This is a genomic window from Ruegeria sp. HKCCA0235A (genome assembly GCF_013033235.1).
GTDB lineage: Bacteria > Pseudomonadota > Alphaproteobacteria > Rhodobacterales > Rhodobacteraceae > Ruegeria.
Map to the genome: position 1 here is coordinate 179113 of NZ_WQDQ01000004.1, position 21048 is coordinate 200160.

The following is a 21048-nucleotide window of genomic DNA, read 5'->3' on the forward strand; positions in this document are numbered from 1 at the left end:
CGCCTGAATAACTGATGTTGAATTTGTGCGGGTTCAGCCGAGGTTTGACAAGAGGCCTATTCCCGTATCGTCAACAGGTTGCGCTGCTGCGATTGCACGGTGAAATCATCCCAGGCCGCGCCAAACATGCCCAGAGACCAGGTCAGATCCTGTGATTGTCCGTGCCGGTCTCGGAACACAAAGCGGAACGCATCGCCGGTCAGCATGGCGTCCAAAAGCGCCTTGGCGCGTTGGTCTTCGAAGGTACAGCCAAGCCCGGTCAGGCATCCGGGGCGCCGCGTGCGCCATATGGCTTCTTCGCCGTTGTCGATGCGAAATCCGGATGGGTTGAAGAAAGTGCCCGGCTCGATCCCGAATTCAACTTTGAAACCTTCAGGTTCGGGCGTAATGAAAACGAACTGTGCCGCAAATTTTGGCCGAAAGGAAAACACTTCTGCCCGTCGGATGTAGCACCGCTGCCGCAGGGTGTTGTCTTCTTCGCGCTCGTCACAGATCGAATTCCAGATGCCGAAAATCTCGTGATGCGTTACCCGCCAGTTGCCGGCCGTGTCATTGCCATCCAAATCCTGTGCAAGGACGGGAAGGGCCGGGAACAGTAAGAAGAGGATCCAACGCATGGCCTCACATGTTGTGGCTTCATCATGGTTCTGCAAATCAACTTGCCGCGAGCGTCACGTATGCGTCACACGCATGGCTGCATCCCGTTTTATGCAGTAGCTCAATGCCGGCGCGCCAGCTACAACGACGCCTTCGCGCGAACATATAATCCTATAGGACTGTCTGATGCCCCGAGCCTTGCTGGCAAGCTTTGCCAATCGCCTCGCCATTCCCGATCTGCGCTGGGTTCCAGATGAAGGGCTGACCGTCTCACGCCTGCGGATCGAGCTGCTGTCCGGCCTGACTGTTGCTCTTGCACTGGTGCCCGAGGCGGTGGCCTTTGCCTTTGTGGCGGGTGTGCACCCGCTGGTCGGTCTTTATGCGGCGTTTTTGGTCGGTTTGATCACCGCACTGATCGGTGGACGGCCGGGCATGATCTCGGGCGCGACCGGCGCGCTTGCGGTTGTCATGGTGGCACTGGTGGCCGAACATGGGGTTGAATACCTGTTCGCGACCGTTGTTCTTATGGGACTCCTTCAGGTCATCGCCGGGGCGATGCATTGGGGGCGCTTCATCCGTTTGGTGCCGCATCCTGTCATGCTGGGCTTTGTGAACGGTCTGGCCATCGTGATCTTTCTTGCCCAGATGGGGCAGTTCAAAGTGCCCGGAACCATGGAAAATACCGGTCATGGCATGGGCGGCGGCGAATGGTTGTCCGGGATGCAGCTTTACACCATGTTGGGTCTTGTCGGGCTGACAATGGCAGTGATCTGGGTCATGCCCCGGATTACACGCATCATTCCTGCGCCGCTGGCTGGTATTCTGGTTGTCGCGGCAATCGTGATCGGTTTTGGCCTTGATGTGCCGCGCGTCGGCGATCTGGCATCGATCGAAGGCGGCCTGCCTTCCTTCCATATTCCAATGGTTCCTCTGAACTGGGAAACCTTTGAGATCATCCTGCCATATGCAGTCATTCTGGCCGCCATCGGCCTGATCGAATCCTTGCTGACCCTGAACCTTGTGGGTGAGATCACAGGCAAGCGTGGTGGGGCGTCTCAGGAATGCATCGCGCAGGGCGCATCGAATATCGTGACCGGATTTTTCGGCGGCATGGGCGGTTGCGCGATGATCGGGCAGTCGATGATCAACGTGAAATCCGGCGGGCGTACTCGTATTGCCGGAATTGCAGCAGCGCTTTTCCTGCTGGTCTTCATCCTGTTCGCATCACCCCTGATCGAACAAATCCCGCTGGCCGCGCTGGTTGGCGTGATGTTCATGGTTGTGATCGGCACCTTTGCGTGGAACTCGTTCAAAATTCTGCGCAAAGTACCAATGACCGATGCGTTCGTCATCGTTCTGGTCACAGTCGTAACGGTGATGGAGGACTTGGCCGTTGCCGTTGTGGTCGGCGTCATCGTCTCGGCGCTGGCCTATGCCTGGAACAATGCCAAGCGCATTCACGCGGTCACGCGTGACTCCGAGACCGAGAAAGGCGCGAAAGTCTATGAAATTCAGGGGCCGCTGTTCTTTGGGTCTTCTGACGGCTTTATCGAACTGTTCGACGTCCCGAACGACCCCGAAACCGTTATCATCGACTTCGCCGAAAGCCGCGTGGTGGATCAGTCCGCCTTGCAAGCCATCGAAAACATCGCCGCAAAATACGAGGCGGCAGGCAAACGGGTCATGCTGCGTCACCTGAGCCGCGACTGTCACAAACTGCTGAAAAAAGCGGGACACCTCATGGTCGACAGTGATGATGATCCGGATTACGAACTGGCGGTGGATTACTCTGTCCGCACCGGCATTCTGGGCGGGCACTGACTTTGAAAGGCGGCTGAACAAGCCGCCTTTTTCAAAGGGCCAGACGCTCCAGGTTTTCGATATCTCCCCTCAGCAGGACGCTTTCGGCTTCGATGATCAATTCGGCTGGCCAATCCCACCACTTCAAAGCAAGCAACCGCTCGATCTTGTCGGCGTCAAAACGATACCGCATCACCTCGGCAGGATTGCCGGTGACAACCGAATAAGGCGGGATCGTCCCGCGAACAACTGAACCCGCACCAATTATCGCTCCGTCACCGATACTGGCTCCTGGCATGATCAGCGCGCCATAGCCGATCCAGACATCATTGCCGACTAGGGTGTCCCGGACGTCTGGCTGATATTCCAGCATCCGTTCCGGATCGAAAACCGGAAAGGGAAAACAGGTTATCCCATCCGTTGCGTGATTTGCCGAAGCTGTCACAAAGCGGACGCCATGGGCAATTTGGCAAAACTTTCCCAAAACCAGCTTTTCACGCGAGAACTCGAAAAGGTAAGGCGCCAAACGATTGGCCCAATCCTCGGGCGCGTCAAAATCTGACGCATAGGTGTAATCGCCCACCTGAATTCTGGGGTGGTTGATCACCTGTGACAGAAAGGCTGTTCCTCTGTGTTCCGTACCATCTGGCAGAGTGACAGGATATCGGCGCGCAGCGTCAGGCAGTGGCATCAGTCATCCGGTCTCGAAAGGCTGAACAACTCGGAAACGACAGAGTAATCTCGATACCCGAGCCGCGCCAAAGGTTGGAACGAGGTCACGTCAAACTTGCCGTCCCGAATGTGATCGTCGTGCAGGTGCACACCTGTCACCTCACCAAACACCACCCGATTGGCTTCACCGGGCAGCGTGACGATCTGGGTCAGCTTGCATTCCAACGCAGCTGGGACCCCTTCGATCCGTGCGCAGGGTATGGTTTCGCATTCTATGGGTGAAAGCCCGGCATGCGAAAACTCATCAACTTCTTTCGGCAACCCGGCGGAACTTGCATTCATTGCGTCCCGATGCGCATGGGCCACGACATTTACGCAAAACACGCCCGTGGCCTCGATATTGGCGATGCTGTCCTTGCCGGCGTTCTGATCCTGTTTGGTGCCGGTCGAGGCAAACATGACCTGCGGTGGCGTATAGGCAACGCCGTTGAAGAAGGAATAGGGTGCCAGATTGTTGACCCCATCCGCATCCCGGGTCGAGATCCAGCCAATCGGGCGCGGCGTGATAATGGCATTGAACGGGTTGTGCGGAAGGCCGTGACCGTCTTCGGGGCGATAGAACATCTGAACTCCAAGCGTTTGCCCAAGGCGTAGCGAAGTGCTAGGGCGATTTCCAGCAAGTAAAAGAGGGCAGGGTGCAGCAATTCGGGATCAGGCCGGAAGAGCCGGACGACTGGTGGGAGGTCGAAGCCCTTTATGACCTGTGTTTTGCACCGGGTCGTGAGGCTTTGTCGTCGTACCGGTTGCGCGATGACGTGCCGCCGGTTGCGGACCTGTCTCTGGTTGCGCGTGACGGTCAGGGGATTCTGGCCGGTGCGATCCGGTTCTGGCCGGTTCATGTCGGTGATCACGACGCTCTGCTGTTGGGGCCGGTTGCCGTGCATCCCACGCACCAAGGTGAGGGTCTGGGCGGATACCTGATACATGAAGGGGTCGAAGCGGGGCGAACCCGCGGTTGGCAAAGGGTCATGCTGGTCGGGGATGAACCCTATTACAGCCGGTTCGGTTTCACGCGATTGCACGCGGTCGAGATGCCTCCGCCCACCAACCCTGACCGGGTTTTGGGGCTGGAACTGGTGCCCGGCGCCTGGTCCGGGGTTCAGGGCGCGGTGACACGTTGGAGCCGCTGACCTATTGAAACCATGCTGCGCAACGCCGATGTTGAAAGGCAGGAGGGCGTGAATGCAGAACGTTGTTCTTGTTGAAAACGTGGATACCGAGGCCGAACTGGATCGTTTGGCGGATCACTACCGATCCGCCGGAGGGGCTGGCGTGAAACTTCTCAACAAACTTGGAGGATCAGCCGAGTCATTGCTGGAGCAATTGCCAGAACCCGTTCGGAATGGCCTGACAGGCGCAACCGAGCAGGCGTTATGGCTGGCGATGCATGCGGCCGAGGGTTCGCGGCGCGCGGTTCCTGATCAGCAGCCCTGGGTCAATACCGCAGTGACGACTGCCATGGGTGCGGCCGGGGGGCTGGGCGGTGTTTCGACAGCCCTGATGGAGCTGCCCGCGACAACCGCGATGCTGCTACGTGCCATTCAGGGGGCTGCGGCGCGCGAGGGGTTTGATCCCTCTGCCGAAAACGTAAAGTTCGATTGCGTCCGCGTCTTGTCGGCAGCGGGACCATTGTCGCATGACGATGGGGCGGACCTGGGTTTTTTCTCGGTCCGGCTGACCCTGACCGGACCGGCCATGCAACGCCTGATTGCCGCCGTTGCGCCGCGTTTTTCGATAGTACTGGGGCAAAAGCTTGCAGCCCAGTCCGTTCCTGTGCTGGGGGCATTGGCCGGCGGTGGCACGAACTATGTCTACACGCGCTATTATCAGCAAATAGCGCGCGTGCATTTCGGTTTGCGCCGGCTGGCAATTGACGCTGACATCCCCCATGAGGATCTGGCACGGCGGCTTTCTGCCCGAATGTAGGCGATATCTTGGGCGACGTGAGTGACTTGGCGTGTGATACATCATGTGGTATGATTGCAGGTGTCGGCCGCTAGATTAGGTGAGCGTACCAATTTGGATGGCTGACGTTCGACCGAAAGGGAGCGTCGCTCGATGAAAGCACGATTGTTGCTTCATGACCTTCCAAAAGCTGCAAGGCAGCCAGTTTTGCGGCAATCCTCGGCTTTATGTTTCCGGATCAAGCGCGGCCGTCCCAAGATTCTGTTGATCACGACACGCAAGTCGCGGCGATGGATCATTCCCAAAGGATGGCTCATCCCCGGTCTGAGCCCGCAGGAAACCGCATTGCAAGAGGCTTGGGAAGAGGCGGGTGTATCTGGCCGGATCAACGGGGCGCGACTGGGGCAGTTCCTGCACCACAAACATCATTCTAACCGGCCCCCATCCTTGTGTCTGGTGGATGTTTTTCCAGTGCATGTAAGCACTGTGTCGCAGGAATACCCGGAAAAGACCGAGCGTAGGCGCAAATGGTTTTCGCCGAAAAAAGCAGCGCTAAAGGTCGATTCTCATGAGCTTGCTGAATTGTTGCGCGACTTTAAGCCGTACTCACATTAAAGTAGCATCTGATAGGCTTGATATTGTCACCTTGATCGGTATCTATTCGCCAATCGTTTTTTTGGACTGAACATGATTCAATACGCGTTGAAATGCAGCGAAGGCCACAGTTTCGACAGTTGGTTCCAATCCGCAGAAGCCTATGACAAGCTGGCCTCTGTGGGTATGGTCACCTGCGCGGTTTGCGGGTGCACACAGGTTGAGAAAGCGGTCATGACGCCACGCGTCCGCCCGGCGCGGAATGCCCGGAAGGAAAGTGAAATCCGTTCCGCCCCGGAACAAAAGGTCGACGTTGCAACGCCATCGCCCGAAATCGAGAAGGTTTTGGCCGAGATGCGCCGCTATGTCGAAGAAAACTCGGATTATGTCGGGAAAGATTTCGCCAGCGAGGCGCGCAAGATTCATCTGGGCGAGGCGCCGGAGCGTGCCATTTACGGAGAAGCCAAGCTGGATGAGGCGAAATCCCTAATCGAAGATGGCGTGCCGGTGGCTCCGCTGCCGTTTGTCCCCAGCAGAAAGACCAATTGATCATGCACATCATGATCACCGGCGCCAATCGCGGCATCGGGCAAGCCCTGGCAAAGGGTTACGTGAACCGGGGGGACAAAGTCACTGGGACGGCGCGTGACGGCAGCATGCAGGTGCGTCTGGATGTGGCCGATCCCGTGCAGCAATCAGCCATGGCAGAACAGATGAAAGACCAGCCTGTCGACCTGCTGGTCTGCAATGCCGGCGTGTATCTGGACAAGGGGCATTCGATCGATGGCTATCCGGCCGACATGTGGGCGCACAGCTTTGCGGTAAATGTCACGGGGGTTTTTCTGACGATACAGACCCTGTTGCCCAACCTGCGCGCCGCGGGCGGCAAAGTTGCGATCCTTTCGTCGAAAATGGCGTCGCACACGCTTGCACCGGGTGGCAGTTACATCTATCGCGCATCCAAGGCGGCGGCTCTGAACCTTGGGCGGAATCTGGCGATGGATCTCAAAGATGACGGGATTGCCGTCGGCATCTATCATCCGGGCTGGGTTCAGACGGATATGGGCGGTGCAGCGGCGGATATCGATGTGGATCAGGCCGTATCCGGCCTGATTGAACGATTTGATGCCTTGTCTCTAAGCACAACGGGCTGTTTTGAAACCTATGACGGGCAACCGCACGCCTACTGAGAGGTCAATGCGGCTTTGGGGATTTCGAAGACCTCACCAGGTTCAATGTAGACCACCATCATATCGCCTCGCGTTTCATGTGAAATTTTCGAGGTCGAATTGCTGGATTCCGGCACGCCATCCTTGAAATAGATATTGCGCACATGTCCGCCTCCCAGGGCCACTGCGACCGTTATGTTTCCGTCGTCATGGCGGCGCAGTTCCGCGTGGCAGCTTTGTACGGGATCACCGGCATTTGCAGCGCAGGGTATTGCGCCCAGCGCGTTCTTGCCATCTGTCCCGGCGACACTCGCGACCTGGGCCAGTGCAGGCGACGACAATAGGGCAAAGGCGAGGGCTAGGCGAAACATGAAGAACCTCTTGATCTGGTTGGTGTCCTTAGGCTGACATTGCGCCAGTGCAATGTAAAGCGGCCCTGCGCCGCAGGGGCGACCGCTTTGCGCCCTTGCCCTTGCGGTGCCCCTCGCTTATGAGGCACGGAACTTCTAATCCAAGGCGCGGAGACTTTTGCCCCCATGCCCGTACTCGTAATGAAATTCGGCGGCACATCGGTCGCCAATCTGGACCGCATCCGCCGCGCCGCCAAACGTATCGGCGTTGAAGTTGCCAAGGGCTATGACGTGATCGTCATCGTCTCGGCCATGTCGGGCAAGACCAACGAGCTTGTGGGCTGGGTGAACGAAACGTCGCCTCTGTTCGACGCCAGGGAATACGATGCCGTCGTGTCCTCGGGCGAGAACGTAACCGCTGGCCTGATGGCCCTGACCTTGCAGGAAATGGACATCCCCGCGCGCAGCTGGCAGGGCTGGCAGGTGCCGCTGCTGACCACCAGCGCGCACAGTCAGGCGCGGATCGAAGAAATTCCGACAGAGAACCTGAACCAGAAATTCAGCGAAGGTATGCGTGTTGCCGTGGTTGCCGGGTTCCAGGGCATCAGCCCGGAAGGCCGGATCACGACATTGGGCCGGGGTGGGTCGGATACCACGGCGGTTGCCTTTGCAGCAGCCTTCGACGCCGAACGCTGCGACATCTATACGGACGTTGATGGCGTCTATACCACCGATCCGCGCATCTGCGAAAAGGCACGTAAGCTGGACCGCATCTCGTTCGAAGAAATGCTGGAACTGGCGTCGCTTGGTGCCAAGGTTCTGCAAACCCGCTCGGTCGAACTTGCGATGCGATACAAAGTGAAACTGCGCGTTCTCTCAAGCTTTGAAGAACAATCCGATGAGGCCGGCACGCTGGTCTGCGACGAGGAGGATATTATGGAATCCAATGTTGTGGCCGGTGTGGCCTATTCCCGCGACGAAGCCAAGATGACCGTTGTTTCCGTGGCCGACCGACCGGGCATCGCCACGACCATCTTCTCGGCGCTCAGCGAAGAGGGGGTGAATGTCGACATGATCGTCCAGAACATCTCGGACGAGGGGCGCACGGACATGACCTTTTCCTGTCCCACCGATCAGGTGGCCCGCGCCGAAAAAGCGCTGCTGGCGATCAAGGAAAAGGGCGAGCTGAACTACGCCGAACTGGTTGCAGACACTGATGTCTGCAAGGTTTCGGTTGTGGGTATCGGGATGCGCTCGCAATCGGGCGTGGCGGCCAAGATGTTCAAGGTGCTCTCGAATGAGGGGATCAACATCAAGGTCATTACAACCTCCGAGATCAAAATTTCCGTGCTTGTCGACAGGAAATACATGGAACTTGCTGTTCAGGCACTGCATGATGCCTTTGAACTGGACAAGGCGGCCTGAGCTTATCGGCCAAAGGTATCGCCTGACACACTAAATCGGTTGGGCCATGGCGGACGGCACGGAAACAGAATCCCGCAAGCTGCTGCGGCGGTTGCGCGAAGAAATGGCGAGCGAAGCCGCCGGTCAGGAACGTCTTGACCGGATCACGCACCTGATTGCCGACAGTATCAGGGCCGAAGTGTGTTCCATCTACCTGTTTCGCGATGAAGACACGCTGGAACTTTGCGCGACCGAGGGGCTGTCTCCGGAAGCGGTCCATAAAACCCGGATGCGCATGGGCGAAGGTCTTGTGGGGCGGGTCGCCAAGTTCGGCAAGGTCGTCAACACCGCCGACGCGCCGTCGGCCAAGGGCTTTCGTTACATGCCGGAAACCGGCGAGGAACGATTTTCCTCGTTCCTTGGTGTGCCGGTTCAACGCCTTGGGGAAAAGCTGGGCGTTCTGGTCGTCCAGTCCCGCGAGGCGCGCGAGTTTTCCGCCGATGAGGTCTATGCGCTGGAAGTGGTGGCCATGGTTCTGGCCGAAATGGCCGAGCTTGGGGCTTTTGTCGGCGAAGGCGCGGCCCTGTCACCCCTGCACCAGCAATCGGTTCTGCTGCGCGGCGGCCCGGCGCAGGAAGGGTCTGCCGAAGGGCATGTCTGGCTGCACGAACCCCGCGTGGTGGTTACCAACCCCATTGCCGAAGACCCGCACAAAGAGCGCGAACGTCTGGTCGAAGCGGTGGAGGAACTGCGCGTCGGCGTCGACAAGATGCTCGAAATTTCGCAGGGCGGCGACAAGGAACAGCTGAAGGTTCTGGAAGCTTACCGCATGTTTGCCAATTCCAAAGGCTGGATGCGGCGGATGGAGGAAGACATAGCCCTGGGTCTCAGCGCCGAAGCTGCGGTCGAAAAAGAACAATCTCAGGCCCGGGCGCGCATGGGGCAGGTCACCGATCCGTACTTGCGTGAACGTCTTGCGGATCTGGACGATCTCAGCAATCGCCTGCTGCGCATCCTGACCGGGCAAGGCAAGACGGACAGTGCTGATCTGCCACCCGATCCGATCCTGATCGCGCGCAATATCGGCCCCGGCGACTTGCTGGAATACGGACGGGCGCTGAAGGGGATCGTGCTTGAAGAAGGCTCTGTCGGCAGTCATGCCACGATTGTTGCGCGGGCGCTTGCGATTCCTTTGGTCGTGCATGTGGGCCGGATCACCACCGAGGCCCTGAACGGAGATCACATTCTGGTGGATGGTGATCAAGGTGTTGTGCATCTGCGCCCGGAAGACAGCGTGGTCAGTGCCTTCCGCGACAAGATCGCGATGCAGGCAAAGGCGCAGGAACGTTATGCGTCGATCCGCGAAACACCCTGCGTGACGCGGGACGGATCGCGGATTAACCTTGTGATGAATGCAGGTCTGATGGCCGACCTGCCATCGCTTGGCACCTCGGGCGCCGAGGGCGTTGGCCTGTTCCGCACTGAACTGCAATTCCTGATCCGCAACCAGATGCCGAAACGGTCAGAACTGGTCAGCCAGTATCAGCGCGTTCTGGACGCGGCTGGTGGCAAAAGGGTGGTATTCCGCACACTCGATATCGGGTCGGACAAGGTTCTGCCCTATATGAAGCACGTGGCGGAACCAAACCCGGCGCTGGGCTGGCGCGCCATTCGGGTCGGTCTGGACAAGCGCGGCGTGATGCGGATGCAGTTGCAGGCCCTGCTGCGCGCGGCCAATGGTCGACCGCTGACCATCATGTTCCCTTTTGTCGCGCAGGCCGAGGAATATCGCGAAGCCCGCTGGGAAGTGAACAAAACCATCGAGCGGGAAAAGCGATTGGGTCATGTGCTGCCCGAGATGCTTGAAGTTGGCGCGATGCTGGAAACGCCGTCGCTGGCCTTTGCGCCGCAGAAGTTCTTTGACGAAGTGGACTTCATTTCGATTGGCGGGAACGATCTAAAGCAATTCTTCTTTGCCGCTGACCGTGAGAACGAACTGGTCCGGCGCCGCTATGACACGCTGAATGTCAGCTTCCTGAGCCTGATGGAACGCATCGTCGAACGCTGCGATATCTCGGACACGCCGCTCAGCTTCTGTGGTGAAGATGCAGGCCGCCCGGTCGAGGCCTTGTGCCTTGCGGCGATGGGGATACGGACACTGTCGATGCGGCCTGCCTCGATCGGCCCGGTCAAAAGCCTGCTGTTGCGGTCCAATCTGGCGGAGGTTCGCAAAATCATCGCTGACGCGCGCCACCGCGGAGAGCAATCGGTGCGTCCTGCGGTCATGGACTGGCTGCGCCATCAGACCTGATGCGCTAAACGGCACGGTTTCTTCAAACTGTGCTTGATTTTTCATGGGCGGCTTTCTAATAGACAGGCAGTGTTAGCGATAACATGTCAGGTTTTGCGCGGAATCACGCCGTGCTAAGCTGATATCGGCAAATTCAGAAGGAGCCTGTGATGGTTTCACGCGTAATTCCGGTAGAGCCATTTGATCTGGTGCTTTTCGGTGCGACCGGCGATCTGGCGCAGCGTAAAATCCTGCCGGGCCTGTACCATCGCTTTGAGGTCGGCCAAATGCCCGACGGCGCGCGGATCATCGGTACGGCACGCTCTGATATCGACAATGACGGGTTTCGCGATCAGGTCCGCAAATCGATGGAACAGTTCGCGCCCGGTTTTTCCCGGGAAACATTGGATCAGTTTCTTGCCCATGTCGAATATGTGCCCGTGGATGCGCTGGGCGAGGCCGGGTGGTCCGATCTGAAAGAACGGATGCGCGAAGACGTCGTGCGGGCCTTTTATTTATCCGTTGGTCCAAGCCTTTTTTCGGGTATAGCGCAGCGGCTGCATGACGCCGGTCTTGCGACACCGGACAGCCGCATTGTCGTCGAAAAACCATTTGGGCACGATCTTGCCTCGGCGAAGGCGCTGAACGAAGGCTTGCGTGCCTGTTTCGAAGAACATCAGATTTACCGGATCGACCATTATCTGGGCAAAGAGACCGTGCAGAACCTGATGGCGCTGCGCTTTGCCAACTCGCTGTTCGAACCCCTCTGGAATTCGACCCATATCGACCACGTGCAGATCACGGTGGCCGAGACCGTAAGCGTCGAAGGGCGCGGGGCCTATTACGATCAGTCCGGCGCAATGCGGGACATGGTCCAGAACCATCTGGTTCAGTTGCTGTGTCTGACCGCAATGGAACCGCCGTCGAAATTCTCACCCAACGCGGTGCGCGACGAAAAGGTCAAGGTGATCGAAGCGCTCGAGCCCGTGGCCCAGTCTGACATCGCGCGCGGTCAGTACCGGGCCGAAAAGGGCGAGGGCGGTTATGTCGATCATGTCGGCAACCCCGCCAGCCGAACCGAAAGCTTCATCGCCCTCAAGGTTCATATCGGCAACTGGCGTTGGGCAGGTGTGCCGTTCTATCTGCGCACTGGCAAGCGTCTGCGCGCGCGGGAATCCGAAATCGCGGTGTTCTTCCGCGATCCGCCGCACACGATTTTTCCCAATGTCGGCCCTCTGCACGGAAACGTTCTGGTGATCCGGTTGCAGCCTGACGAAGGCATCACCCTGCGCACCACGATCAAGGATCCGGGGCCGGGGGGCTTCCGGCTGTCGGATGTTGCGCTGGACATGAGCTTTGCCGATGCACTTGGGGCCGAAGCGCAAGCCCCCGACGCTTATGAGCGGCTGATCATGGATGTCATCCGTGGCGATCAGACACTGTTCATGCGTGGGGACGAGGCCGAGGCCGCCTGGGCCTGGGTCGATCCCATCATTCAGGGCTGGGAGCAGCGCGGAGACCGCCCATCCCGATACGATCAGGGCAGTTCAGGCCCCGAAGAAGCATTGATGCTGATGCATCGCGACGGGCGCCGCTGGCGTCAGATCGGAGGGTAATCATGGTTCACTCAGTCATTTCCGATGTCACCAAACGGATCATCGACCGCAGCGCCGATCTGCGCGGCCCACATCTTGAACGGATGGAGCAGGCCAGATCCAAGGGTCCTGCCCGTGCGCATCTGTCCTGTAGCGGTCAGGCCCATGCCTATGCGGGCGCAGGCGAAGATCAGCAATCGATGGCCACCGGCACCGCCGGCAATCTGGGCATTGTCACCGCTTATAATGACATGCTTTCGGCCCATCAGCCGTTTGAACGTTATCCCGCCCTGATCCGCGACGCGATCCGCGCCGCCGGCGGAACGGCACAGGTGGCAGGCGGTGTGCCAGCCATGTGCGACGGTGTCACCCAGGGCGAAGCGGGGATGGAGCTGTCGCTGTTCTCGCGCGACGTCATCGCGCTGGCAACCGGTGTGGCGCTTAGCCACAACACCTATGACGCGGCTGTTTTTCTTGGGGTGTGTGACAAGATTGTGCCCGGCTTGATCATCGGCGCGCAGGCCTTTGGCCATCTGCCGGCCGTATTCCTGCCCGCAGGCCCGATGACCAGCGGCTTGCCGAACGACGAAAAAGCCAAGGTCCGACAGAAATTCGCCGCCGGGGAAGTGGGCCGCGAAGAGCTGATGAAGGCTGAAATGGCGGCCTATCACGGCCCCGGCACCTGTACCTTTTATGGCACCGCCAATACCAACCAGATGCTGATGGAGTTTATGGGGCTGCACCTGCCGGGTTCCAGCTTCGTCAATCCGAATACCCCGCTGCGTGACGCCCTGACCGAGGAAGGCGCGCGCCGTGCCCTGTCGCTCAGCGCGCTGGGCAACAGCTATACACCGGTCTGTCAGGTTCTGGATGAACGCGCTTTCGTCAATGGCATCGTCGGTCTGATGGCGACCGGTGGTTCAACCAATCTGCTGATCCACCTGATCGCCATGGCGCGCGCTGGTGGTATCGTGTTGGACTGGCAGGATTTTTCCGATATTTCCGCTGTGGTTCCGCTGGTTGCGCGGGTTTATCCCAACGGCCTGGCGGATGTGAACCATTACCACGCGGCCGGCGGACTTGGGTACACGATCGGTACATTGCTTGAACAAGGCTTGCTGCACCCGGACACGCTGACCGTCGCAGGGCAGGGGCTGCACAACTATACCAAGGAACCCAAACTGATCGATGGTGAGTTGATCTGGCAGGATGGTTCGGGACACAGCCTGAACGAAAAGATCCTGCGCCCGGCCAATGACCCGTTCCAGCCCACCGGGGGCCTGTCGCGCCTGACCGGTAATCTGGGCACCGGGGTCATGAAAGTATCAGCCGTCGCGCCAGAACATCAGGTCGTCGAAGCACCCGTGCGGGTGTTCCACGATCAGGATGAGGTAAAAGCCGCCTTCAAGGCCGGAGAGTTCACAGATGACGTCATCGTCGTGGTCCGCTTTCAGGGGCCAAAGGCCAATGGGATGCCTGAACTGCATTCTCTGACCCCGATACTGTCGATCCTGCAAGGCAGGGGGCAAAAGGTGGCGCTGGTCACAGATGGTCGCATGTCGGGTGCATCCGGCAAAGTACCCGCCGCCATCCATGTCTGCCCCGAGGCGCTGGACGGCGGGCCCATCGCCTACCTGCAAGACGGTGATATCCTGCGTGTCGACGCGGTCAACGGCGACCTGGAAATCCTGACCAAAGGGGTATTGGACCGGTCCCCCGCCACCGCCGACCTTTCCGCCAACCAACACGGTGTCGGGCGCGATCTCTTCGCTGCGTTCCGGCAGAATGTCGGGTCCGCCGACACTGGCGCCAGCATATTTGGAGCGTAATAGATGTCCAAAACTCAACGCACCCGCGAAATCTGCGCCCTGGCGCCCATTGTTCCGGTGCTGGTTGTCGATGACGCCGCACAGGCCCGCCCGCTGGCCGAGGCGCTGATCGCCGGCGGCTTGCCCGCGCTTGAGGTGACCTTGCGCACCCCGGCGGCGCTGGATGCGATCAAGGCCATGTCCGAAGTGCCCGGCGGCGTGGTCGGTGCAGGCACGCTGGTCACGCCCGATGATGTCCGGGCTGCCAAACAGGCCGGCGCGCTGTTCGGCGTTTCCCCCGGCGCCACGGATGCCCTGATCGCGGCCTGCGAGGCCGAAGACCTGCCGCTGCTGCCCGGAGCCGCCACGGCAAGTGAAGCGATGGCGTTGCTGGAAAAGGGCTATGACATGCTGAAATTCTTCCCGGCCGAGGCCTCAGGTGGCGCACCTGCGCTGAAGGCGATCGGCGCGCCGCTGCCACAGATCAGCTTCTGTCCTACGGGCGGTGTGTCCCCAACCAACGCCCGCGACTACCTGTCGTTGTCCAACGTGGTCTGCGCTGGCGGAAGCTGGGTCGCGCCGAAGCAAATGGTCGAAACCGGCGACTGGGCCGGGATCGAAACACTTGCGCGCGAGGCATCGAAGCTGGCGGATTGACGCTGCGCGACCCCTCGGTAATGTGGGTGTCAATTCATACAGGTTGACCCCATGACACAGACAGTTTCCCTTTCCCAGGGGCGGGCATATTTGGCCATTCCGGGCCCTTCGGTCATGCCGGATGCGGTTTTGCAAGCCATGCACCGCCCGTCGCCCAACATCTATGATGGCGAACTTATTGATATGATGCCCGGCCTGACGCGCGATCTGTGCCGGGTTGCCCGCACCAAGCACAATGTCGCCATCTATATCGCCAATGGCCACGGCACCTGGGAGGCGGCACTGTCCAACGTGATCGCCCCCGGCGAAACCGTTCTGGGCCCTGCCTCGGGCAGATTCACCCACGGCTGGGCAGAAATGGCCGAAGGGATCGGGGCAAAGGTCCAATTGATCGATTTCGGCACCTCGTCAGCCTGGGAATTCGACCGGATCGCAGACGCGTTGCGTGCGGATCAAAACCACCAGATCAAGGCGGTTCTGGCGGTGCACGTGGATACATCCAGTTCGATCCGGAACGACATCCCGGCGCTGCGCAGGCTTCTGGACGACTTGCAGCACCCGGCGCTGTTGATGGCAGACTGCATTGCCTCGTTGGGTTGTGACAGGTTCGAGATGGATGGCTGGGGCGTCGATGTCACAGTTGCCGCTTGCCAAAAAGGCCTGATGACCCCGGCGGGCATCGGCTTTGTTTTCTTCAACGAGAAAGCACAAGCCAAACGGGCCACCATGCCGCGCGTTTCGCAGTATTGGGACTGGCAGCCGCGCGCTAATCCAGATCTGTTCTATCAGTATTTCAACGGCACCGCGCCCACGCACCACCTCTACGGCCTGCGCGCCGCGCTTGACCTGATCCATGCAGAGGGGATCGAACAGGTCTGGGCCCGCCATGAGCGCCTGGCCAATGCCATCTGGGCGGCCTGTGAGACCTGGGCCGAAGGCGGCATGTTGTACCTGAACGTCGCCGACCGTGCCTTTCGCAGCCACGCCGTCACGGCCCTGCGATTGACGGAAGGTCGCGGCACGGCCCTGCGTACGTTCACCGAAACCCGGTTGGGCCTGACATTGGGCATCGGCTTGGGGATGGAGGATTATGACAGCTGTTTCCGTCTCGGTCATATGGGGCATATCAACGGGCAGATGGTCATGGCGATTCTGGGCGGTGTGGAAACGGGCATGGCTGCACTTGACATATCGCGTGGAAAGGGGGCCCTCGAAGCCGCCGCCGCCGTGCTGGCGGCCTGACACCCTTCGGGCGTCTCCGCAGGATCCGCCTCTTCATCTGGCCAAAAATATCCTCGGGGGGAATCGCGCCTTGGCGCGATGGGGGGCAGACAGCCCCCCTTTGCTGTCCGACTGGGCGCAAAGGGATCAATCAGCGCACCCGCGCAACCGCGAGCGCCTCGGGCAAAGCGGCGGCGAACGCATCCAGATCAGACGCCGGGCCACAGCTCACCCGAATGCACCTGTTCTGCGGTGCCGCGAACGGCATTCGGACAAAAATCCCCTGCGCCACCAGGGCGTCCAGCACGGCCTTGGCAAAATCCCCGTCGCGCCCGCAGTCAATCGCCACGAAATTGGTGGCCGAAGGCAGGGCCGCCAATCCGTTTTCCCGGGCAATCGTACCGATCCGCGCGCGCGCCTCTGCGATCTGCGCCTGAACATGCTCCAGCCACGCGCCATCCTGCAAAGCCGCCAAAGCACCGGCCTGTGCGGCGCGGTTCATGCCGAAATGGTTGCGCACCTTGTTGAAGGCCGCGATCAGATCTGGCGTGCCCATGGCATAGCCAACCCGCGCACCCGCCATGCCATAGACCTTCGAGAAGGTCCGCATCCGGATTACGCGCGGATCATCTATACTGACAGGTGCCGCCGTCCCTTCGGGCGCACATTCCACATAGGCCTCATCCAGAACCAGAAGGCACCCATCAGGCAAGGCATCCATGGCAGCCACGATGTCCGCGCCGGAATGCCAGCTGCCCATCGGATTGTCCGGATTGGCCAGATAGACCAGCTTGGCACCAACCTCAGCTGCCTTGGCAAAAAGCGCCGAGGGGTCCTCGTGATCACCTGAATACGGCACTTTGTGAAGAATGCCGCCGAACCCGGCGACATGATAGTTGAAGGTCGGATAGGCCCCGTCCGAGGTGACAACCGCATCCCCGGGCCCGACGATCAGCCGCACCAGATAGCCCAGCAGCCCGTCAATACCTTCGCCCACGACGATATTTTCCGGCGATACGCCGTGATGGTCGGCCAAAGCATGGCGCAGGTCATGGTTTTCGGGGTCACCGTACATCCAGATCTCTGACGCGGCTTGCGCCATGGCCTGGGTCGCGCGGGGCGAGGGGCCGAAAATGCTCTCATTGGCGCCCAGTCGGGCCACAAAGGACGCGCCGCGCTGGCGCTCTTGCGTTTCCGGGCCGACAAAGGGCACGGTGGCGGGCAGGGATTGGGCAAGCGGGGTGTATCGAGGTCCGGTCATGTCCGCAGATAACCCCAAGCCCGATCGATGAGCAAGCGCGCACAGGCGTTGGGCACGCTGGAATAGAAGTATGAATAAAGGAGCGCAGATGCGCATTCTCTCGATCGTTATTCTCCTGGGGCTCGCCTATCTTCTGATCTGGCCGGTCCCGGTAAAACCTGCCGCCGTCGAAATGCCGGAAGATGCCGGGTTTGTCGGGGATTTCGTTGAAAATACGGCACTGGACGCGGCGCAGCTGATCCGCCTGCCGGGTCAAGAGATCGGGCCCGAAGACATCGCCGTCATGCCAGATGGCACGATCTACACAACCAGCCTGTCAGGTACCCTTTACCGCATCGACGGGGCGGAACCGGTCGAGGTTGACCAACTTGGTGGGCGTCCCCTGGGCCTCAAGGCCGGACCGGATGGCGCGCTTTTCATCGCTGACAGCTATCGGGGCGTGATGCGTTGGACCGGTCCGGGCACATTGGACACGCTGGTAGGTGACATCAACGGCGCCCCGGTGATCTACGCCAACCAGCTGGATCTGGCGCGGGATGGCACGATCTACTTCTCGAATTCATCTGACCGCTTCGATCCTGAAACCATGGGCGGGACCAAACCGACCTCTGTCCTCACCATCTGGGAACAGTCCGATACGGGTTACGTCGCGCGTCGCACACCCGATGGCCGCACCGAGAAAATCGCCGAGGGCTTTGTCTATACCAACGGTGTCGCACTTTCACCTGACGAGGATTTTCTGCTGATCGCGGAAACAGGTCGCGCGCGCGTGCACAAGCTGTGGCTGACCGGACCAAATGCAGGGCAGCAAGAGATCCTGCTGGAAAACCTGCCCGGCTATCCCGACAACCTCGAGGCTCAGGGCGACGGCACCTATTGGATGGCCTTTGCCAGCCCGCGTGTCCCGTCCGAGGCGCTGATGCCGTACCCGTTCCTGCGCAAGGTGATCTGGCGATTGGGTCCGGCAGTGCGCCCCGCGCCGATCCATCGCGGCATGATGGTGCAGTTCGATGGCGACGGAACGATCCTGCGCACGCTACAGGACCCGCAAGGCCGCTTGGGCATCACGACCGGGGGCAAGATTGCGGGGGATCAGTTCTATGTCATGACCCTCGATTCCCCGTGGTTCGGGCGAATGCCCGTCAGCGACATGCCCTGACGTCGCAGTGGTATTTGGCCCTCTGTCCGGGCATGTTTGTCACGATTGAATTACCGGAGGTCCTCCATGTCACGCGTATCCGTTGCCTATCAAAACCACGTTGCCCATGTCACTCTGACCCGAGGCGACAAGATGAATGCGCTGGATGATGCAATGATCAAGGCGCTTTTGTCCGCTGGGCAAGAGGTCGCTGCGTCGGACGCCCGTGCCGTGGTTCTGTCCGGCGAAGGCAAAAGCTTTTGCGCCGGGCTCGACATGGCAAGCTTTGCCAAGATGGCCCATATGGACCCCACGGAATGGCTGATGACCCGCAGCCATGAAGACGCCAACGAGATGCAGGAGCTGGCGCTGATCTGGCGTCGCGTACCGGTTCCGGTGATCTGCGCAATTCAGGGCGTGGCTTATGGCGGTGGCCTGCAAATCGCGCTGGGCGCGGATATCCGTATCGCACATCCCGAAGCGAAACTGGCCGTGATGGAGATGAAATGGGGCATCATTCCCGATATGGGCGGAATGGTTCTGCTGCCCCGGCTGGTCCGGTCGGACGTGCTGCGGCTGCTGACCTACACGGCCCGCCCGATCGGTGCGCCGCAGGCGGCGGAGTGGGGCCTTGTGACGCAATTGTCCGACGATCCGCTGACCGAAGCGTTGGCCATTGCCGAAAACATCGCGGGTCAAAGCCCTTCGGCCATCCGTGCTGCCAAGCGTCTGATCGAGGTTGCCGAAACTCAGTCCCGCGCAGACATTCTGATGGCGGAATCCGCTGAGCAGGTGGAACTGATTGGCAAACCCGACCAGATGGAAGTTGTCATGGCGCAGATGCAGGGCCGCAAGCCCGTGTTCAAATGATCACCGCATGAAGGCCCGCCGTGCGTCGCGGGCCATATTGTAGCGCATTTCCAGATCGGCGATACGGGCCATTGCGGCCTTACGCTCGGCGGGGCCCGTCAGGGTCGCATAATCGTGCCGCGCTGTGTCGAGCTGCTTTTTGATGTCGAATTCTTCCGGCAACACGCCTGCCTGCGCCATGATCCGATGGCTGGCGGCGGTGGCCGGATCGCTCAATGCCTCGGATGACCGGTCAGGCAGTGGTTGGCCTTCGCCCTCGAGGCCCTGCAACTGACCCTCGGCCTGGGCTTTCTTGATCTGGCGCTCGACCAGTTTTCCCAACGCTCCAAACATGGCCTCTTCATACTTGCTTTGAAGTGCGGTTTGAACCCGTTTAGCGAAAGCGTAGTTTCACAAGATAGGCCATCCCGCCTGCCAGCAAGCCCCAGACCGCCGCACCAAGCCCGAACGCGGTGATCCCTGATGCAGTGATGGCAAAGGTCAGGATGGCCGCTTCGCGCTCGGCCGGAACTTCCAGCGCGACGGATGTGGCATTGGCCATCACCCCGATCAGCGCAACACCGGTCAGCGTGCCCATCAACAGTGGATCGGCATGAATGGCGAACCCGGTAATCGCCACGGCGAACACCCCGAACAGGCAATAGAACAATCCACCCATCACGGCAGACCAATAGCGTTGCGCGGGGTCGGGGTGGCTGTCCTCGTTCGCGCACATCGCAGCGGTGATCGCCGCAAGGCAGGTGGCGGGGGCACCGAACGGAGAAGACAAGATGCTGGAAAAACCCACGGACGAGAACAGTTTGCCGGTCTGCGGCGCATAGCCAAAGCTGCGGATCACCGCGATGCCGGGGATGTTCTGGGTCGCCATCGTGACGATGAACAGCGGCACGGCAATCCCGATGACCGAAGCCACAGAGAAGCTGGGCGTGGTCCAGACCGGAGCCGCGATCCATTGCTTCGGCGTCAGCGACGCGTCCCCGGCGTTCAGAACGACGACGGCTGCCGCTGCCACGACCGCAGCCGGAACGGCAAACAGGCGGTTGATCCGGCCGGCGATGAACCATGTCAGAATTACCGGCAAGGCTTGCCATGGCAGGTCAACCGCTGCCTGAAAGGGCAATATGCAAAGCGGCAGCAAGACGCCCCCCAACATGGCCTGCGCCAGGGTCGTCGGTATAGCCGCAGCCATTCGCCCCAATGGTCGCCACAGCCCGGCCAACACGGTCAAAGCCCCTGCACAAAGGAACGCGCCTGTCGCTTCGGCAAACCCCAGCGCAGGTGTGGCGGAAACCGCCAGTAGGGCCGCACCCGGCGTGGACCAGGCCACGCTGATCGGCTGTCGGTACCACAGGCTCAGCACGATGGCGGTCAGGCCCATGGCGATCGCCGCCATCATCAATCCGGACGCCGCCTGCGCCGGGGACGCGCCCATCGCCGCCAACCCCTGCAAGACGATCGGGAAAGAGCTGAAAAAACCGACGATTGCCACAACCAGCCCGGTCGAGACTGTCTGGAGCGGTGGGGCATTGTGCGTCATGACGGCCTCGGAGAAATGTGTTCGCTGATTGCTAACAAGCAGGGGCAGGGTCGGGCAAGGCCCGAGCGTGCAAAAGAAAACCCCGCCGTTGTGGCCGCGGCGGGGTTCCGGATTTGAGTA

21 protein-coding genes are annotated in these 21048 nt (G+C 60.2%); 14 read left to right on the plus strand and 7 right to left on the minus strand.

Going from position 1 to position 21048, the window contains the following annotated elements:
* Nucleotides 1-56: 56 nt before the first annotated feature.
* The gene (locus tag GOW56_RS08930; RefSeq protein ID WP_171205652.1) at nt 57-617 is read right to left on the minus strand and encodes a hypothetical protein; all 561 of its coding nucleotides are present in this window, start codon (nt 615-617) and stop codon (nt 57-59) included.
* A gap of 166 nt (nt 618-783) precedes the next feature.
* Between GOW56_RS08930 and GOW56_RS08935 the strand changes: the two genes are divergently transcribed.
* Entirely contained in the window at nt 784-2418 is a 1635-nt protein-coding gene (locus tag GOW56_RS08935; protein WP_171205653.1) for a SulP family inorganic anion transporter, read from the plus strand.
* Nucleotides 2419-2449: 31 nt separating this feature from the next.
* Here the strand turns inward: GOW56_RS08935 and GOW56_RS08940 are convergent, their stop codons facing one another.
* Nucleotides 2450-3088 (minus strand): CatB-related O-acetyltransferase, encoded by a 639-nt coding sequence (locus GOW56_RS08940; RefSeq protein WP_171205654.1) that lies wholly within the window; start codon nt 3086-3088, stop codon nt 2450-2452.
* Entirely contained in the window at nt 3088-3693 is a 606-nt protein-coding gene (locus GOW56_RS08945; protein ID WP_171170809.1) for a flavin reductase family protein, read from the minus strand. The genes GOW56_RS08940 and GOW56_RS08945 overlap by 1 nt, the downstream gene beginning before the upstream one ends.
* A 71-nt stretch (nt 3694-3764) precedes the next feature.
* On the opposite strand from GOW56_RS08945, the gene GOW56_RS08950 reads away from it, so the two are divergent.
* The 5 genes from GOW56_RS08950 (at nt 3765) to GOW56_RS08970 (ending at nt 6818) form a co-directional block, all read left to right on the plus strand.
* Nucleotides 3765-4259 (plus strand): GNAT family N-acetyltransferase, encoded by a 495-nt coding sequence (locus GOW56_RS08950; RefSeq protein WP_171205655.1) that lies wholly within the window; start codon nt 3765-3767, stop codon nt 4257-4259.
* Between the two features lie 52 nt (nt 4260-4311).
* Entirely contained in the window at nt 4312-5055 is a 744-nt protein-coding gene (locus GOW56_RS08955) for an EcsC family protein (RefSeq protein ID WP_171170805.1), read from the plus strand.
* Between the two features lie 132 nt (nt 5056-5187).
* A complete protein-coding gene (locus GOW56_RS08960; protein ID WP_171117562.1) occupies nt 5188-5649 on the plus strand; it encodes an NUDIX hydrolase in 462 nt (153 codons plus the stop codon).
* Nucleotides 5650-5721: 72 nt separating this feature from the next.
* Entirely contained in the window at nt 5722-6177 is a 456-nt protein-coding gene (locus GOW56_RS08965) for a DUF1178 family protein (RefSeq protein ID WP_171205656.1), read from the plus strand.
* Nucleotides 6178-6179: 2 nt separating this feature from the next.
* Entirely contained in the window at nt 6180-6818 is a 639-nt protein-coding gene (locus GOW56_RS08970) for an SDR family NAD(P)-dependent oxidoreductase (RefSeq protein ID WP_171205657.1), read from the plus strand.
* On the opposite strand, the gene GOW56_RS08975 is transcribed toward GOW56_RS08970, so the two are convergent.
* A complete protein-coding gene (locus tag GOW56_RS08975; RefSeq protein ID WP_171205658.1) occupies nt 6812-7168 on the minus strand; it encodes a hypothetical protein in 357 nt (118 codons plus the stop codon). The two genes, GOW56_RS08970 and GOW56_RS08975, sit on opposite strands and share 7 nt — an antisense overlap.
* A gap of 165 nt (nt 7169-7333) precedes the next feature.
* On the opposite strand from GOW56_RS08975, the gene GOW56_RS08980 reads away from it, so the two are divergent.
* The 6 genes from GOW56_RS08980 to GOW56_RS09005 all read left to right on the plus strand — a co-directional run bounded on the left by GOW56_RS08980 (nt 7334) and on the right by GOW56_RS09005 (nt 16143).
* Nucleotides 7334-8572: an aspartate kinase gene (locus GOW56_RS08980; RefSeq protein WP_171205659.1), complete on the plus strand. Its 1239-nt coding sequence runs from the start codon at nt 7334-7336 to the stop codon at nt 8570-8572.
* A gap of 46 nt (nt 8573-8618) precedes the next feature.
* A complete protein-coding gene (gene ptsP, locus GOW56_RS08985; protein WP_171205660.1) occupies nt 8619-10862 on the plus strand; it encodes a phosphoenolpyruvate--protein phosphotransferase in 2244 nt (747 codons plus the stop codon).
* A gap of 149 nt (nt 10863-11011) precedes the next feature.
* Complete coding sequence (gene zwf / locus GOW56_RS08990) at nt 11012-12457, plus strand: glucose-6-phosphate dehydrogenase (RefSeq protein WP_171170799.1); 1446 nt, start codon at nt 11012-11014, stop codon at nt 12455-12457.
* Nucleotides 12458-12459: 2 nt separating this feature from the next.
* Nucleotides 12460-14265, plus strand: a complete 1806-nt coding sequence (gene edd / locus GOW56_RS08995; protein ID WP_174831776.1) for a phosphogluconate dehydratase — start codon at nt 12460-12462, stop codon at nt 14263-14265.
* Nucleotides 14266-14268: 3 nt separating this feature from the next.
* Complete coding sequence (gene eda / locus GOW56_RS09000) at nt 14269-14901, plus strand: bifunctional 4-hydroxy-2-oxoglutarate aldolase/2-dehydro-3-deoxy-phosphogluconate aldolase (RefSeq protein ID WP_171205661.1); 633 nt, start codon at nt 14269-14271, stop codon at nt 14899-14901.
* 51 nt (nt 14902-14952) lie between these two features.
* On the plus strand, nt 14953-16143 hold the full coding sequence (locus GOW56_RS09005; RefSeq protein ID WP_171205662.1) for an alanine--glyoxylate aminotransferase family protein: 1191 nt from the start codon (nt 14953-14955) through the stop codon (nt 16141-16143).
* Nucleotides 16144-16273: 130 nt separating this feature from the next.
* Here GOW56_RS09005 and GOW56_RS09010 read toward each other — a convergent pair whose 3' ends face one another.
* Nucleotides 16274-17383 carry a pyridoxal phosphate-dependent aminotransferase gene (locus GOW56_RS09010; RefSeq protein ID WP_171205663.1) on the minus strand — a complete coding sequence of 370 codons (1110 nt, stop codon included), beginning with the start codon at nt 17381-17383 and terminating at the stop codon, nt 16274-16276.
* An 88-nt stretch (nt 17384-17471) separates the two neighbouring features.
* On the opposite strand from GOW56_RS09010, the gene GOW56_RS09015 reads away from it, so the two are divergent.
* Nucleotides 17472-18542: an SMP-30/gluconolactonase/LRE family protein gene (locus GOW56_RS09015; RefSeq protein WP_171205764.1), complete on the plus strand. Its 1071-nt coding sequence runs from the start codon at nt 17472-17474 to the stop codon at nt 18540-18542.
* 66 nt (nt 18543-18608) lie between these two features.
* Nucleotides 18609-19391, plus strand: a complete 783-nt coding sequence (locus tag GOW56_RS09020) for a crotonase/enoyl-CoA hydratase family protein (protein ID WP_171205664.1) — start codon at nt 18609-18611, stop codon at nt 19389-19391.
* Here the strand turns inward: GOW56_RS09020 and GOW56_RS09025 are convergent, their stop codons facing one another.
* Together GOW56_RS09025 and GOW56_RS09030 are read right to left on the minus strand one after the other, a co-directional pair.
* On the minus strand, nt 19392-19724 hold the full coding sequence (locus GOW56_RS09025) for a DUF1992 domain-containing protein (RefSeq protein WP_171117581.1): 333 nt from the start codon (nt 19722-19724) through the stop codon (nt 19392-19394). It abuts the gene before it with no gap.
* A gap of 40 nt (nt 19725-19764) precedes the next feature.
* On the minus strand, nt 19765-20928 hold the full coding sequence (locus GOW56_RS09030; protein WP_171205665.1) for a benzoate/H(+) symporter BenE family transporter: 1164 nt from the start codon (nt 20926-20928) through the stop codon (nt 19765-19767).
* Nucleotides 20929-21048 lie beyond the last annotated feature (120 nt).